14 protein-coding genes are annotated in these 15,999 nt (G+C 64.5%); 4 read left to right on the forward strand and 10 right to left on the reverse strand.

The window, feature by feature from the left end:
- Positions 1–142: 142 nt before the first annotated feature.
- Positions 143–703 carry a membrane integrity-associated transporter subunit PqiC gene (locus tag DQG17_RS13725; protein ID WP_116133409.1) on the forward strand — a complete coding sequence of 187 codons (561 nt, stop codon included), beginning with the start codon at positions 143–145 and terminating at the stop codon, positions 701–703.
- Between the two features lie 297 nt (positions 704–1,000).
- On the forward strand, positions 1,001–1,693 hold the full coding sequence (locus tag DQG17_RS13730) for a GntR family transcriptional regulator (protein ID WP_198666122.1): 693 nt from the start codon (positions 1,001–1,003) through the stop codon (positions 1,691–1,693).
- Between the two features lie 28 nt (positions 1,694–1,721).
- On the opposite strand, the gene DQG17_RS13735 is transcribed toward DQG17_RS13730, so the two are convergent.
- From DQG17_RS13735 to DQG17_RS13780, 10 genes are read right to left on the reverse strand one after another with little or no spacing between them, the layout of a single operon-like run.
- A complete protein-coding gene (locus DQG17_RS13735) occupies positions 1,722–2,729 on the reverse strand; it encodes an ABC transporter ATP-binding protein (RefSeq protein WP_116133411.1) in 1,008 nt (335 codons plus the stop codon).
- A gap of 2 nt (positions 2,730–2,731) precedes the next feature.
- Complete coding sequence (locus DQG17_RS13740; RefSeq protein ID WP_116133412.1) at positions 2,732–3,775, reverse strand: ABC transporter ATP-binding protein; 1,044 nt, start codon at positions 3,773–3,775, stop codon at positions 2,732–2,734.
- A gap of 20 nt (positions 3,776–3,795) precedes the next feature.
- Positions 3,796–5,130, reverse strand: coding sequence for a dihydroorotase family protein (locus DQG17_RS13745; protein WP_232829442.1), 1,335 nt, complete (start codon positions 5,128–5,130; stop codon positions 3,796–3,798).
- Between the two features lie 38 nt (positions 5,131–5,168).
- A complete protein-coding gene (locus DQG17_RS13750; RefSeq protein WP_116133414.1) occupies positions 5,169–6,599 on the reverse strand; it encodes a hypothetical protein in 1,431 nt (476 codons plus the stop codon).
- On the reverse strand, positions 6,596–7,783 hold the full coding sequence (locus tag DQG17_RS13755) for a pyridoxal phosphate-dependent aminotransferase (protein ID WP_116133415.1): 1,188 nt from the start codon (positions 7,781–7,783) through the stop codon (positions 6,596–6,598). Before DQG17_RS13755 ends, DQG17_RS13750 begins: the two co-directional genes overlap by 4 nt.
- Positions 7,783–9,012, reverse strand: coding sequence for an amidohydrolase family protein (locus DQG17_RS13760; RefSeq protein ID WP_116133416.1), 1,230 nt, complete (start codon positions 9,010–9,012; stop codon positions 7,783–7,785). The genes DQG17_RS13755 and DQG17_RS13760 overlap by 1 nt, the downstream gene beginning before the upstream one ends.
- A 27-nt stretch (positions 9,013–9,039) precedes the next feature.
- Complete coding sequence (locus DQG17_RS13765) at positions 9,040–10,209, reverse strand: Xaa-Pro peptidase family protein (RefSeq protein ID WP_232829443.1); 1,170 nt, start codon at positions 10,207–10,209, stop codon at positions 9,040–9,042.
- On the reverse strand, positions 10,206–11,294 hold the full coding sequence (locus tag DQG17_RS13770) for an Ldh family oxidoreductase (protein WP_116133417.1): 1,089 nt from the start codon (positions 11,292–11,294) through the stop codon (positions 10,206–10,208). The genes DQG17_RS13765 and DQG17_RS13770 overlap by 4 nt, the downstream gene beginning before the upstream one ends.
- Positions 11,294–12,172, reverse strand: a complete 879-nt coding sequence (locus DQG17_RS13775; protein WP_116133418.1) for a DUF4438 domain-containing protein — start codon at positions 12,170–12,172, stop codon at positions 11,294–11,296. Before DQG17_RS13775 ends, DQG17_RS13770 begins: the two co-directional genes overlap by 1 nt.
- Before the next feature lie 3 nt (positions 12,173–12,175).
- Complete coding sequence (locus DQG17_RS13780) at positions 12,176–13,039, reverse strand: DUF4438 domain-containing protein (protein WP_116133419.1); 864 nt, start codon at positions 13,037–13,039, stop codon at positions 12,176–12,178.
- Between the two features lie 210 nt (positions 13,040–13,249).
- On the opposite strand from DQG17_RS13780, the gene DQG17_RS13785 reads away from it, so the two are divergent.
- Positions 13,250–14,782, forward strand: a complete 1,533-nt coding sequence (locus tag DQG17_RS13785) for a carboxypeptidase M32 (RefSeq protein ID WP_116133420.1) — start codon at positions 13,250–13,252, stop codon at positions 14,780–14,782.
- A 14-nt stretch (positions 14,783–14,796) separates the two neighbouring features.
- Positions 14,797–15,996, forward strand: a complete 1,200-nt coding sequence (locus DQG17_RS13790) for a pyridoxal phosphate-dependent aminotransferase (protein ID WP_116133421.1) — start codon at positions 14,797–14,799, stop codon at positions 15,994–15,996.
- Positions 15,997–15,999 lie beyond the last annotated feature (3 nt).

Raw genomic sequence — 15,999 nt, forward strand, 5'->3', positions numbered from 1 at the left:
CCGGCAACGCGTTGTTGCGGGGCCGCTCAGGCGACCGCTGCAGCAGTTTTGTCCCACTTGGCTGCGGGTTTCCGCCGCACCCTTGTTACATCCCCTCCGGCAGTTATGCTGCTTGCCGGACTTTCCTGCCAACGGAGCGACCATGCGCCTTTTCGTTTTCGCCGCCTTCGCAATGACGCTCCTTCTGGGGGCCTGCGGGGCGAAATCGGTGCGTTACGCCGCGCCGCCGGTCGCCTCGGGCGGGCGCATCGCGATTTCGGTCAGCAAGGTCGAGGTGCGCGAGGTGTCGCTGCCCTCCTACGCCAGGACCGAGGAAATCTGGATCGAAGGCCCCGGCGGATCGCTGACGTCTGATCGCGGCGCGCTTTGGGCCGACGATCCCGCCCGCGGTCTGACCCAGGAAGTTACCCAGCACCTGGCGGCTGTGACCGGCGCACGGGTTGCAGCCGAGCCATGGCCGTTCGAGGACCTGCCCGACGCAAGGGTGCATCTGCGGTTCGACAGGATGGTCGCCGGTGTCGACGGCCGGTTCCATCTGTCCGGCCAGTATTTCGTGGCAAGCCTGACCGGTGGCCGCGACCGTTCCGGCACCTTTGACGTCAGTGCCCCGATTGCGCCCGACAGCGGCACCCCCGGTATTGCCGCCGCGCGCGCCGCCGCCGCCCGCGATCTGGCCCGGCTGATCGCCAGCCGCGGGATCTGACGCGCTCTCGGGCGGGCGCAGGGCCGGTCCTGCAGCCTTGACCGATTTGACCGGACCGCTGCTGCGTCCGATCCCGCGCCGGTGGCCACAGACCTTTATGGGTCGTTGCACACCCGCCGTCGCACATCGATGCTGACGAGGCCGGTCGCACCATCAACGCCCGCCGGCTGCATGCCGTCCAGAGCCGCGGCCTCTTTTGTCGTCTGTTCTTTTGGCATACTACTTAGGAAAGCGCAGTTTTTTCACCCAGTTTGACATCGGGTGGCTCAAGAGGGCCAAGGTTATGGGGCAGAAGCATTGAACGGCACCACCGACGAGATCTTCAAGCTTCCCAAGCGTGTGACGCTTGCTGAAACAATCGCCGATTCAGTTGCCCGTGCGATTGCGACCGGAATTCTGAATCCAGACGAACGAGTTACCGAAGTGGCCCTCGCCGATCGGATCGGCGTCAGCCGTGCGCCGATCCGGGAAGCGCTGAAAATTCTTCACGCCCAAGGTATAGTGACCGCGGATTCGAGCCGGGGTTTCCGGGTTGCGGCCTTTGACGAGGCGACAATCGAGAAGGTGCTTGAGGTCCGGCTTTCGCTCGAGGCGATCCTTTTGCGCGACGCAGTCCTGCACTGGCGCCAATTCGACCCGGCGGCGACGGAACTGAATGTTCCGATTGCGCGAATGCACGAAGCGGCTGTCAACGGCGACAGGGCCGGGTCGCTGGAAGCCGACCTGAGCTTTCACAAGGCAATCGCGGTAGCGTCCCACAACCAGATCGTGGCGACGCTGTGGTCGGCAATTGCGCGCCATGTGATGATCATCTTCAGTATGCGCCAGTATCGGGCCGACGATCTGTTTTCGGTCGTGCGCCACCACGAGATGTTTCGCGATTTCATCCGCGAACAGATCAGGTGCGACGCCGACCCGGTCGCGCTGCGCAAGGAACTTGAGAACCATCTGCTACAAGTCTCGCGGATGCAGCAGTCGCAGGTCGTGTGAGCGCCGCAGCGGTCGCCACGCAAGTGTCCTAGCCGAACTGCCGGTTCTTGACGCAGGCGCTGTAATGCCCCGGTCCGACCTGTTCCAACGGTGGAATGATGCTCGCGCATTCCGGGCCAGCGGAAGGGCAGCGTGATCGAAACACACATCCAGAGGGCGGGTTGATCGGGCTGGGAATGTCGCCTTGCAGCAGCGTCCGCTGGCGTTTGATTGTCGGGTCCGGCCGCGGCACGGCCGACATCAGCGCCCTGGTATAGGGGTGGCGCGGTGCGTCATAGAGGGTCTGGGATGGCGCGATCTCCATGATCTTTCCAAGGTACATCACGATCACACGATCCGAGATGTGTTCCACGACAGCCAGGTCGTGCGCGATGAACAGCATCGTGAGATTAAGCCGCTGCGTCAGGTCATCCATCAGGTTGATGACCTGCGCCTGCACCGAAACGTCCAGCGCCGAGACAGGCTCGTCCGCGACAATGAACTCGGGCTCCACGGCGAGGGCGCGGGCAATGCCGATCCTTTGCCGCTGTCCGCCGGAAAATTCGTAGGGATATCTGTCGATGTAGTCCCCTGACAGGCCAACCTGTTCCAGCAGGGCGACGATCCGGTCCTCGCGGTCGGCGCCGGTGCCGATCCTGTGGATACGCAGGGCGCGACCGATGGCTTGCCGGATCGTCTCTCGGGGATTCAGGCTCGCATCGGGGTCCTGAAATACGATCTGCATCCGCTTTCTCTGAGCCCGCATCTGCCGCGGAGTCAACGCCGCGACGTCCTGCCCGTCGAACAGTATCTGGCCCGAGGTCGGCTCGGTCAGGCGCAAGATGGTGCGCCCCACGGTCGTCTTGCCCGAGCCCGACTCTCCGACCAGACCCACCACTTCGCCCTGAGCGATCTCGAACGAGATGTCGTCAATCGCCTTGACCGCGACCGGCGGCCGTCTGAAAGGGCCTCCGCCAACCGGGAAGTGCTTTCTCAGGTTGCGCACGCGCAGCAGAGGTTCGCCCGGCGCAGTCTCGGTCCGTTTGTCGTCGAACATGGTCACGATGCGCTCCGTTGCAGAAGGTCCGGTTCGCCGACGCGAAAGCAACGCACGTCGTGGCCTGGTTCGATCCGGTCCAGCGTGGGTTCGCCCGCAGCGCATTCGGGCCGGGCAAAGCTGCAACGGCCCCGGAACCGGCACCCTTTCGGCAGCCGCGACAACGGCGGCACATGCCCGGGGATCGGGACCAGCCGGTCACGGCCGGCGCCGAGGCGGGGCATCGAGCCAAGCAATGCGGCCGTGTAGGGCATCCGCGGCGCCGCAAAGATGTCATTCACCGGCGCGGTCTCGACGATCTGGCCCGCATACATCACGCAGACCCGATCAGCGACCTCGGCCACCACACCCAGGTCATGGGTGATAAAGATCATCGCCATTCCCATCCGCGCCTGAAGATCCTTGAGCAATTCCAGCACCTGCGCCTGGATGGTGACATCGAGTGCGGTTGTCGGTTCATCCGCAATCAACAGGTCAGGCTCGCAACTCAGCGCCATGGCGATCATCGCGCGCTGCCGCATCCCGCCCGACATCTGGTGGGGGAAATTGTCGACCCGGCGCCGGGCTTCGGGAATACCCACCAGCTCCAGCATCTCGACTGCCTTTCGCAAGGCGAGCCGGTATCCAAGCTTCTGGTGCAGCACGATGACCTCGGCGATCTGGTGACCGATGGTGTAGACCGGATTGAACGAGGTCATCGGTTCCTGAAAGATCATTGACATCATGTTGCCGCGAAGGCCCCGCATCGCCGTGTTGTCGAGCGTCGTCAGTTCGCGGCCCCGAAAGCGGATGCTTCCGGCAGCAATTCGGCCCGTCTGCGGCGGCAGCAATCCCATGACCGACAGGCTGGTGACCGACTTGCCCGATCCGGATTCGCCGACGATGGCAAGGGTCTCGCCCGGGGCGACGGAAAAACTCACCTCCTCGATCGCGTTGATCTCGCGCCCGTCGAACCCTGTCTTGAAACAGGTCGTCAGGCCCCGCACCTCCAGCAAGGTGGCCGGTTCCGTTTCCGTCGCCTGATCGGGTCCTTGATCTGGACGCATCTTCACCTTCCTCTCGTCACTTACGGTCTGACATGCCGGCCATGCCCGGGCGCACCGGTGACCGAACCGCGGTCAAAGACGGTGTTCCCTGCGACCAGTGTCTGCATCACCTTGCCGCGGAGCCTGCGCCCTTCGTACAGATGGGCAACCTCGCGGGCATGTGTCTGCAGCGCCGAGGCCGAAATGACAGTGTCTTGCGCCAGATCCACCAGAACAAGATCGGCGTCGCTGCCGGGCAGGATCGCGCCCTTGGCCGGATAGATCCCGAACCGGCGTGCGCCATTGGCACAAACGAGGTCATGGGCACGTTCGAGGCTGAGCCGCCCCGCCGCAACCGCGTCCAGCATCGCCGGCAGAATGAACTCGATCCCCGGAACGCCGGGCGGAGCGGTCAGGAAATTGCCCTCCGCTGCCTTTTTCTCGGCCTGCGAGAAAGGGGCGTGGTCGGTGGTGACGAAGTCGATGATGCCGTCATCGATGGCTTGCCACAGTGCGTCCTGATCGCCCTGCGACCGGATCGGCGGATTGACCTTTGCATAGATGCCTGCGCGGGCGACGTCGGCCTCGGTTGCAAACAGGTACTGCGGGCAGGTCTCGGCGGTAAAGTCCGAGGTGCCCGCAAAGCCGCGCAGAACCGAGACGGTCTGCGCGCTCGTGACATGCGCGATGTGCAGCCGCGCCTGCGCGCGCATGTTCATCGCCAGCAGCTTGGCCACTGCCACCGCCTCGCAGACCGCGGGACGGGCGGCGGTGTGGGTGGTCGCGCTGGCGGCATCGAGGTTCGCCGCGCGATCGCCAAAAAGTCCCAGCAAGGCCGCGCTTTCGGCGTGGACGACCAGCGGCAGGCCGGTCTGCGCCAGCAGTTCCAGCGCGCGGTACTGGTCGGCCTCGTCGGGGAATGCCAGGCCCTCGAACTCGTCCTCGCGGCCGGAGGGGGCGGGGGTGGTGAAAATCTTCCATGCCACGATCCCCAGCGCCTTCATTGCGTCGCGGCTGGCTTCGGTCAGATCGCCCGGTGCAGCGTAGAGGCCGAAGTTGACCACGGCATTCCCGGCGAAATGCGTCAGCCTGCGCGCGACCTCGTCGGGGGTCGAGCAGCAGGGCTTCGAGATCGGCATTTCAAAGATCGTGGTGACACCGCCGGCCGCCGCGGCGCGGGTTTCGGACTGGACAGTGCCACGCTCGGGATAGGCCGGGGCGCGGACGTGGAAATGGATGTCGACCAGTCCGGGCAGGACCGTCAGCCCTGTGGCATCGATCCTGTCGCGCGCGGGCGGCGCGGTGCCGCGGGCATAGATCCCGGCGATCCGGCCGCCGGACAGGCCGATGTCAACCGGGTGGAGCCCGTCCGGCATAAGGACTTGTCCCCCCGCCACCAGCCTGTCGGGCCCGCTCATTCCTTCAACCCCAGCTCTTGCAGGGCGCGCGCGACGCCGTCGAGATTGGTCAGGTGCATCGAGGCATAGTTGGGTGCCAGGACGATGCCGTGCCCGCCCGCCCGGTAGGTCGCCATCACCGAGCGATAGGCGATGTCGGGGGTGCATTTTGCCTGATCGGCCCGCACCCGCGGCGCGTCGATGCCGAGCCCCATGTAGACCTGCGCCTTGCCGTGGACGCCCCGCAGGGCGTCGGCACATTGGCCGTAGACATAGGTGTCGGGGTCCATGCCGGCCTGGATCACGCTGTCCAGCGGCGCCTCTTTCAGCCCCAGCATCGCCTGCATCACCGCCGCCGCCGCTGCCGGATCGAAATCCCGCAGGATCGTGCGCTGGAAGATCCCGAGTTCCTTGGCCCAGATCTCGCCGGACTGGTGCTGATAGGTGATCGGCTTGACCCAGTCGGCATACATGGTCTGCTCCGCCCATGGCCATTGGGCGCGGCGAAAGATGTTGAAATGGTTGCGGTTCCAGACGTTCAGTCCGAACGGCAGTCCGGGCTTGCACCATTTCACCAACCCGTACAGCTCTCGATCCAGGTCCTTGTTGCGCTCCAGCCAGAAGCGTTCCCAGACCAGCAGCGCGGGATTGTCCATCAACACCCGCAGGAAGGTGATGAACGCGCCGTCATCGAAGGTCTCGCCGGCAATCGCGGCCTGCAGGAATTCGTGCATCCTGATGCAGGCGCGCCGGCAGGCCTCGACGTCGATGCCGCGGTCCAGCGCCTCGCGCCGGGCGGGCTCGGAAAAATCCCCGGGGGCCTGTCCCTGCATCATCTGGTCCAGCGGCGAGTTGCGCTCGTTGCACCACATGATCCCGTCGATGGCATGATTGCGGACCTGATCCTCGATGATCGCATGAATCCAGTTGCGGTAATCGGGGTTCGAGGTCGATGGTTCATCCTTGCGGCGGCCGTAGACATCGACCTCCATCACCTGTGCGAGGCCCGGGATCGCGATATTGTTGACCGACCCGTGGCCTGCGTATTTGAAGAAGGGCTCCATCAGCTCGACATAGACCTTCATGCCCCGGGCATGGGCGGCGGGCAGAACCAGATCGAGGATATCCTTGCCTTCCATCTCGGCATCGCGAGCGCGGAAATCCTTGATCAGCGTGTTCTGGTAATAGCGCGGATCCGGGTTGAAATAGGCTCCGCCGCGCATCGTGAAAGGCTCCGGCACGCCATGGTCGGGCCAGCCGTCCAGCTTGTACGAGATCGATCGCCCGGTCTTCAGCCCCAGCCAGGAGACCGTGCCCAACATCAGCACGTTGACGCCGACGCGGTTTTGCAGCGTGTCGAGAACCGCATCGACGCCCTCGTCGATAAAGCTGATCGGGCTGATCTGGATGCCGACGAATTTCTCGGCAGGATCTGGGATCTGTGTCATTTGGTGCTCCGGTGCGCTGCGATGAAATCACCGATCAACCCCATTGCTTCGCGGATCCTGGGCAGCGGCTGAAGGTAGGAGATGCGGATGTAATCGGTGCTGTCGTCGCCGAACATGGTGCCGGGAAAGACCATCACGCCGGTTTCGCGCAGCAAACCCTCGCAGAAGTCCGGCGCCGCCATCCCGGTCGAAGAAATGTTGGTGTAGATATAGAAGGCGCCGCCGGGATGGCCGTAAGTCAGGCCGGCTTCGGTGAGCGCGCCCATCAGATAATCGCGCCGCTCGGCATAATCCGCAAACATCCGCGCCATGTCGTCCTGCGGCCCTGTCAGGGCGGCAAGGGCGGCATACTGCGAGATGGTGCAGGTGTTGATCGACAGGGTGTGGCGGGGTTCCGTCAGCTTTTCGACGAAATCGAGCGGTGCTGCCATGTAGCCCACCCGCCAGCCGGTCATCGCATACGTCTTTGAAAACCCGTTCAGCGTGATCGTGCGCGCCTTCATGCCGGGCAGCGAAGCCAGCGACAGGTGTTCGTTGCCGGGATAGATCAGCTTGGCATAGATCTCGTCCGCGATCAGCAGGATGTCGTGTTTCTCGGCCAGCGCGGCGATCTGGCGGATCACAGCGGGCGGCGTGACCGCTCCGGTCGGATTGTTGGGCGAAACCATCACGAACAGCCGCGTGCGGGGGGTGATGCGTTTCTCGATCTCGGCGGGGTCGAGGGCGAAGTCGTCCTTCTCGTGGGTCGGCACCGGGATAGGTATGCCGCCGCACAGATGCACGGCTGTGTCATAGGTGGTGAAGCGGGGCGAGGTGATCAGCACCTCGTCGCCGGGCGACACGAGGCCCAGCATGCACAGCATGATGCTTTCCTGCACCCCGGCCGTAACGATGATCTCGTCCGCCGCGTAATCCAGGTTGTAGTCCGCCCGCAGGTTTGCCGCGATCGCGTCGCGAAGCGCGGGCAGGCCGGTCGGTCCGGTATAATGGTGCTGGTTGGCGTCCAGCGCCGCCTTCGCCGCCGCGACGATGTGGGGCGGTGTGTGAAAATCCGGGTCGCCCCGGCCCATCGCGATGACGTTGGTCATGCCGGCGGCAATGTTCAGCATCCTGGTGCGGAACGACCCGTCCTCCTCGACGATCCGGGGCGCGAGGCGGTCCACGAGCAGCGAGTGTTCGGCCATCAGTTCATCCTCCGCCCGTCAATAAAGGTCATCTGCACGCGGGTCAGCGCCTTCAGGTCCTGGTCCGGTTTGCCGTCTACGACGATCAGGTCGGCGCATTTGCCGGCTTCCAGCGTGCCGATCTTCGCCTCCAGCCGGCTCAGCTTCGCTGCGCGCTGGGTGATCGAGCGCAGGGCGTCGAGGTTGTCGCGGCAGACACCGACCTCAACCATGAAGCCAAGTTCCGGTGCGATGCTGTCATGCTCCACCGCCGGGCTGCCGGCATCGGTGCCAAAGACGATGGGTACTCCCGCAGCGGCCGCGCGGACCAGCCCGTCGAACCGCTTCTTGTCGGCGACGGCGTGCTGGCGCTCGGTGATCTTCCATTCCGGGATGCCGAAGGCGCGGGCGATCTCCGGATCGGCCTGCAACACCAGCGCCGAAAAGGTCGTCACGATCGGCAGCTTGCGGTCGAGAAGGATCTGGATCGTCTCGTCGGTCATCGAGCCGCCGTGTTCGATGCAGTCCACGCCAAACTCGGCGACGCGGCGGATGCAGGCGTCATAGGTCGCATGCGCCGTGATCGGCAGCCGGTTGCGATGGGCTTCGTCGATGACCGCCTCGAGCTCCGCGTCGGTGAATTCCAGAGTGTCGTGGCAGGCCATGATCTTGATAAGATCCGCGCCGCCCCGGACCTGTTCGCGCACCGCGCGGCGCATCTCGTCGGCGCCGGTCGCCTCGCGGCAGACCCAGTATGTGTGACCGCCCGTCTGGATGATGCCGGCGCCCGAGACGAGAACGCGCGGGCCCGGGAAGATGCCCTGCTCGACCGCCTGCTTGGTGTAGAGGTTGAGGTCGTGAAAGCCGAGGTCACGCACCAGCGTGACGCCCGCCCGCAGGCATTTGAGCATGTTGCCAGCGGCCTTGAAGACCGAAATCGGGCGGGGATCGTCCATGGACTGGCGAGAAAGTTCGTGGATACCGTCCCAGTTCAGGTGAGCGTGGCTGTTGATGAGACCCGGCATCAGCGTCTTGCCGCCGGTATCCATGACCTCGACGCCGTCAGGCAGGGCGGCGGGGCGGGGGCCCGCAGCGACGATCCTGCCGTCCTTGATATGAACCCAGCCATCCTCGACAACGGTGTCGTCGGCACAGGGGATCACCCGGCCCAGAAACACCCGTTCGGGCGCCGGTTCGTTGAACATCTTCTTGATGATCTTGTCGTATTTCCAGGCGGCGGGTTCGGGCATTTGGGTCTCCGAATTGGGATTTTGGCGTCAAAGCGCGATGATGCGCGCGTCGATGGGGGTTTCGGCCTGAAATCGCGAAGGTATTTCGACGCCGTTCGGGGTGACGATCATCGTGTTGATGGTTCGGTATCCGTCCAGACCGGGGCGGTAGACACCGGGTTCGTTGGAGAACACCATGCCGGGCGCGATGCGGGTCTTGTCGCCGGGGGCGAGCCAGGGCGCTTCGTGCCCGTCCAATCCCATGCCGTGGCCGATCCGGTGGCGGATCGCGTCGGCAAGGTCCGCGGCGCGCAGAACGTCCTGGGCGGCGTCGTTGACCAGATCGCAGCGTGCGGCGGGCACCAGCGCTGCCACGGCTGCCGCGTCGCAATCCTGCATCGCCTGCATGATCCGGCGCTGTTCGCCCTTCATGTGGCCGATCACGAAGGTCGCGCCGCTTTCGGCGTGATAGCCGCCAAGACTCGCGCCGATGCCGGCGATCAGCGTCTCGCCCGGCTGCGGCCGGCGCTCCAGCACTGCGCCATGCGGCAGTGCCGCGCGCGGCCCGGAATGGACCGTGGCGGTGATCCCCATCGGCGTTCCCGCAAAGGTCACCCTGTGGCGGGTCATCAGCGCGCCGCGTGCAAAGGCCATTGCATCGTTGAGCAGGTCCACCTCGGTGCCGCCCTGGGCGATGATGTCACCGCCCGCGGAGGACAGGCGTGACAGGAACAGATCGGCAAAACCGGCGGCAGCGCGGGTCAGGGCGATTTCCTCGGGAGTCTTGATGTAGCGCTGTTCCATGGCGAAATCGCGCAGGTCCAGCCGGCGCACCCGGTCGCGCACTGCCGGCAGCAGCAAGGCGTCAAGCTGGTCGAGCGACAATGACTGCAGCCCGATCTGGTCCAGCATCCAGAGCAGCGGATGCGTTTCGCCAGGAAACTCGGTGTAGAAACGGACGGCAAGCGCGGTTGCGCTTTCTGCGTTCTCGCGCTCGAGTTCCGGGATGAACAGGATCGGGTCGCCTTCTACCGGCAGCCACAGTCCGACAGGGCGTTCATTGGCTGCATAGAAGAAGCCGCAGGCATAGGCGATGTTCGAGGGCCGCAGCATCAGATGCCCGTCAAGCCCGTTGTCGCTGGCGGTCTGGCGCAGCTTGTCGCGCATGTTTGCGTGAAAACCGGCCGAAAGCGGCCGCAGGCCGGATGCAGCGTTCACAGACGGTCCTCCCGGTAGGGGCCAAGCTCCTGCAGGCTGGTGGTCAGACCAAGCTCCCCGCCCAGCAGGTTCAGATCGGCGAGCACGGCATTGTCGATCGGCACGCCGTTTGCCGACTTGCGCGCGACCCGCCGCGCTTCCTGCTCGCCGGGAATGAGGATCTCGTCGAAGCCCGGCCGCAGGGCGCGGCTCTTGGCCATCTGCGCGAAATCGCCCATCCGGCGGTTGAATTCCTCGGGCTCCATGAACCAGGAAATGTCGATTGCGGTGAAGCTGTGCGAGACGTCGAGTTTCTTTGGATCGGCATAGGGCATCAGGCCATAGCCGCTGCCCGACAGCACGCCCGTCAGCACATCGGTCATGAAAGCCAAGCCATATCCCTTGTGGCCGCCGATCCCCAGCAGCGCGCCCTTCATTGCGGCGCCGGGATCATCGGTTTCCAGTCCGTCGGGCGTCAACGCCCAGTCGAGGGGCATCTTCTTTCCCTCGCGCAGGAACCAGTTCATCATGCCCTTGCCCGCGGTGGTGATGGCGATATCGAGCACGGCGGGAAAACCCATGTCGGTCGGGGCGGCGATGCTCCATGGATTGGTGCCCACCGCGCCCTCGCGCCCGCCCCAGGGCGCCATTTCCGGCCCCGCGTTGGTATAGGCGATCCCGATGCAACCATGATCGAGAGCCTGGCAGGCGTGAACGGCGCTGGAACCGTAGTGGGTTGAGTTGCGCACGATGACGGTGCCGATCCCGCCTTCCTTGGCCTTCTTGATCGCAAGCCGCATCGCCTTGGCCGCGGCAACCGTACCGATGCCGTTATGGGCGTCGACCAGCGCCAGCGCCGGCCCTTCCTTGACGACGGACCAGCCGGCGCGGGGGTCGACCTCGCCGTTTCCGATCCGCTGCTGATAGCGGCGCAGGCGCATCACGCCCTGGCCCTGGCCGGGGTGAAACCGCAGCTCGGAAAAGATCAGCGCGTCGGCAAAGATCCCGGCATCCTCGGCGGTCAGGCCCAATGCCTCGAACCCGTCGGAGACGAAGGCACGCAGGCTATCACGGTCGACATTGGTCATGGCAATTGTGGTCGTCATCAGGCGCTAAGCTCCAGCAAAGAGGCGATGTTTGTGCCGGGGGCATCGAAGGCGCCAAGTTGCGCAGCCGGGGCAGTAAGGATGATCGTCATGCCCGGGCCGTAGCCGGCGCGCGGGCCGTCGGTCTGTCCAACGATGCCGATCGACATCGCGCCGCGCAGATACCCGTGATTGTAGCGGCTGTCGGTGTCGGCAATGGCCACCAGATCGCCCAGCCGCAGGCCGTCCAGACCCAGGTGCGCCAGCGCCTTGCGGTCGGTTGACTGTATGTGCAGCGAACCGCCCTCCGAGGTCAGCCCTGCGCCCGCACCAACCAGATGCGGCGGCACCGTGGCACAGACACCGATCTGCAGTGTGCCGCCTTCGACCCGCTTCGGCAGCAGGTCGAACAGTTTCGGCGACAGCGATTTGGCGTGGATGTCGGGAAACTCGGGCAAGGCAAGCCCGACGCCCTCGCAGCGCACCAGAATTGTGTCGCCGACCGCGAGCAGGGCACGCGTTTCGGTATCGAAATGGATGATGACCTGATCCGAAAACCGGCCCGACTTGCCGGTGACGACGCCTTTTGCGCCCTTGGCCGCGCCGTTGACGACCATCGCGACGTTTCCAACGCAGGCAAAGATGTTCAGTCCGCGGTTCTTGTTGGGGTCGGCGTGCGCGATGCTGACGGAGGGGTGTATGCAATCGCCCGCCCAGCCAAAGGCGCTGTCGCCGACCGAAACGTTATAGACGATGCCGCCGAAGGTCGGCCAGAGAAACGGGGTGCCATCGGCCGCCAGCCGGTAAGGCTCGGCCGGCAGGCCCGAAAAGGACGGGTTTGCCACCTGACCCGTCGAGGAGACCGCGACGATGTCGGACACGTTGGTTGTCACGTTCATGGCTCAGGCTCCCAGTTGCAATGCGGTCGATAGGTTTGCGGCGGGATCGACGCTGAAATCGATACTGCCGTCGCGGGCGGTCATCAGGGTCAGGATGCCGGGGCCGTGTCCGGTCATCACGCTGTCGCCGTGAATGCACAGCGCGATCGATACCGCGCCCTCGCGGTAAGACCGCCCGTATCGATGGTCCGCATGACGGATGGCGATCAGATCACCCAGCCGCATCTTGTCGATACCAAGCTCTGCCATCAGCGCCCGGTCTCCCGACATCAGGTCCTGATCGACGTATTCCGAATTCAACTCCGCCCCCGATCCCATGATCCGGATCGGCAATTCCATCGACACCGGGACATGCAGCCGATTGCCCGACAGCGTCACGCCCAATGCGTGAAACAGCCTTGGGCTGAGCTTTTTCACCTCGACCTGCGGAAAGTCGGGCAGGGTCAGGCCGCGGCCGCAGGTGATGATCTGCACCCGGTCCCCCGGCGCCATTAGCTCCTGCGCCTCTGCTTCGAACTGGACCAGAATGCGCGCGTGTTCCCCGATCACCACGCCCCGCGCTCCGGCGGCCATGCCCGATGTGACCACCGCGTCGTTGCCGATGCATGTAAGGTAGTGCAGCGCGTGGTGGCGCCCGCTGTCCCCTTCATCGTCGATCGATACGCCGGGTTCGACATGGTCGCCGGCCCAGCCAAAGGCCCGGTCGCCGCAACGGACGTTGTAGGCGATCCCGTACATGCCGGGCAGGATCGCGGCGCGTCCGTCGGGGTGCGGGATGTATTGGCCGGGCCGGACGGCCGGTTCGCTGACGCTGCCGGCCACCGCCATCTCGACGAGCGCGGCTTCGTTTGTCCTCAACTCTCGCATGATCCTCGCTTCCGGTCCGTGGGCACCGAATTCTGGGCCCGATCTTTCGCTTGACGGCTTTCGGCGTATTGCCCATTGTTAGATTGTCGACTGTCGACATTCAGATTGAGCACACAACAGTTTCTCTTAGTCAAGCTCTCTCGCGTCTCCTCGACAGCCGGATCCGCCAGGACGATTTCAGGACCAGGAAACGAGCAAAGGAACGAACAGATGGGATACTCGGAGCTGCTCGAGATCATGGGGCGGGTTAACGATTTCCTCAATGCCGGATCAGTCCTGTCGTGGGATGCGCGCACGATGATGCCGCGCGGCGGCGCAGAGACCAGAGGCAAACAGGTGGCGACGCTTGCCGTTGCGGCGCGAGATCTGTTGTGTTCGAACGAGGCTCTGCGGAGCCTGGACCGCGCCGAGGCCGAGATTGCGGGCAAGCCTGCCGACAGTGTCGAGGCGACCATTGTCCGGCAGGTCCGCGAAGCGATCGACTATCATCAGCGGATCCCGGCAGAGCTGTTGCGGCGCAAGGAAGAGCTTGCGGGGGTCGCGCATGATCTTTGGGCCGATGCCCGCGCAAGCAGCGACTTTTCCCTTTTTGCTCCGGCGCTGGAGCGGATGGTTGAGATCAATCGCGAAATTGCCGCCGCCATCGGCATTGGCAGCCACCCCTATGAATCGCTACTGCACAAGCTGGAGCCGGGCACGACCATCGCCGATCTCGATGTGATGTTCGCGCAGTTGCTCGACGGCATGTTGCCGCTCGTCCGTGCCATCGCCGAGCGGGAGCAGCCGCGTTCGGACTTTCTGTATCGCAATTATCCTGCCGCCGATCAGTTGGCGTTCGCGCTGAAGATGTCCAAGCGGATCGGTTTCGATACCAATCGCGGTCGCTTCGATACCACGGTGCATCCGTTCGAGGTTTCCTTCACCCGCAACGATGTGCGGATAACCTCCCGCGTCAGCCAGAACTACATGCCGATGTGCCTGTTTGGCGCACTGCACGAAACCGGCCATGCGATCTATGAACAGGGCGTCGATGCGGCCTATACAAGGACGCCTCTGGCAACCGATCTGATCGGGCTCTACGCCGTCGGAGGCGTCAGCTTTGGCGCCCACGAGTCGCAGTCTCGGCTGTGGGAGAATCAGGTCGGCCGCAGCCGGGCCTTCTGGTCCAATCATTTCGGCGATGCGCGCGACGCCTTTCCCGATCAACTGGACGACGTGACCGAAGACGAGTTCTTCCGCGCCATCAACCGCTCCATGCCGAGCCTGATCAGGGTCGAGGCGGACGAGTTGACCTATGATTTTCACGTCATGGTGCGCACCGATATCGAGCGTCAGATGATCGAGGGATCGCTGGCGGTGAAAGATCTGCCCGAAGCGTGGAATGCCTCGATCAAGGAGTATCTCGGGGTCGAGGTTCCCGACGACGCACAGGGTGTCTTGCAAGACGTGCACTGGTCCGGCGGTCAGGTGGGATTTTGCAACTACACCATCGGCAACATCATGGCGGCGCAGCTGTTCGAGACAGCCAATGCCGAGGATCCCGCGATCCGGCAGGGGCTGGAGCGGGCCGATTATACGCCGCTGCGGAGCTGGCTGACCGACCGCGTTTGCCAGCACGGCCGGCGCTACACGCGCGACGAACTGCTGGTGCGCGCGACGGGCCGGCCGCTGGATCCCAAGCCCTACATCCGGCACCTGACCGAGAAGTTCAGCGACATCTACGACCTTCCATCCGCCGCCTGAAGGAGATTGAGAGCATGACCGGCAACACTTCGCGCCTGGCAAAACGTGTCAAGCTGGCGGATGCGCATCTGATTACCCGGATGCTGGAAATCGCCGACGGGCTCGATGACGTCATCAAGCTGGGTCGAGGCGATCCGGATCTGGACACGCCCGCCCATATCGTCACGGCCGGGCAACAGGCACTGGCGAACGGGGCTACGCATTACACCCACCCGCAGGGCATCGCTCCCCTGCGCGAGGCGATCGCCCGGAACATCGCGGCCTTCGGCGGTGCCGACTATGCGCCCGACGAGATCATTGTCACGCCCGGTGGCCAGCAGGCGATGTTCATCATTGCGCTGACGCTGCTCGATCCCGGCGACGAGATGATCGTGCCTTGCCCCGGCTACAATCCCTATGGTCAGGCGGCCGAACTGTCCGATGCGGACGTGGTCAAGATCCCGATGGGGATGGAGACCAATTTCACCCTGACCGCCGCGATGATCGAGCCGCATCTGACGCCGCGCTCGAAGGTCCTTGTGCTGATCAACCCCAATAACCCGACCGGGTCGGTGACCCCGCCCGACGAGGTGCGCAAGATTGCCGAACTGGCGCGCAAGCACGACCTGATCGTCATTTCCGACGAGATCTATGCGCGCCTGGTGTTCGGCAATCACCGGGTCCAGCCGGTCGCGGCGCTGCCGGGGATGCGCGAACGCACGATCACCCTGTCGGGATTTTCCAAGGCCTATGCGATGACCGGCTGGCGGGTCGGTTACATCGCCGGACCGCGCGAGCTGATCGTGCCGATGTCGGAGATCAACCACGCCTTCGCGATCTCGACCGCCGCTGTCAGCCAGCACGCCGCGCTGGCGGCGCTGACCGGTCCGCAGGACTGCGTCGAGGAAATGCGCCAGATATACGAAGGGCGCCGCCGTGCGATCTGTGCCGGGCTGGATGCCATGGGCATGACCTATGCCGAACCGCAGGGCGCCTTCTATGTCTATGCCAACGTTGCCAGTCTCGACCTCGGGATCGGTGCAGGCGCGTTCTGCGAGAGGCTTTTGGCCGAGGGTCGGGTGATGATCTACCCCGGCACGATCTACGGTGACCACACAGACGATTTCGTGCGGATGTCGATGACCCAGCCGGTCGACCGCATCCGCATCGCAATGCAACGCATGGCCGCGGTCGTGGCCGGGATACGTGCCGAACGGCTGCAAGACGCCGGCTGAGAG

The organism is Tropicimonas sp. IMCC34043 (assembly GCF_003390845.1).
GTDB lineage: Bacteria > Pseudomonadota > Alphaproteobacteria > Rhodobacterales > Rhodobacteraceae > Tropicimonas.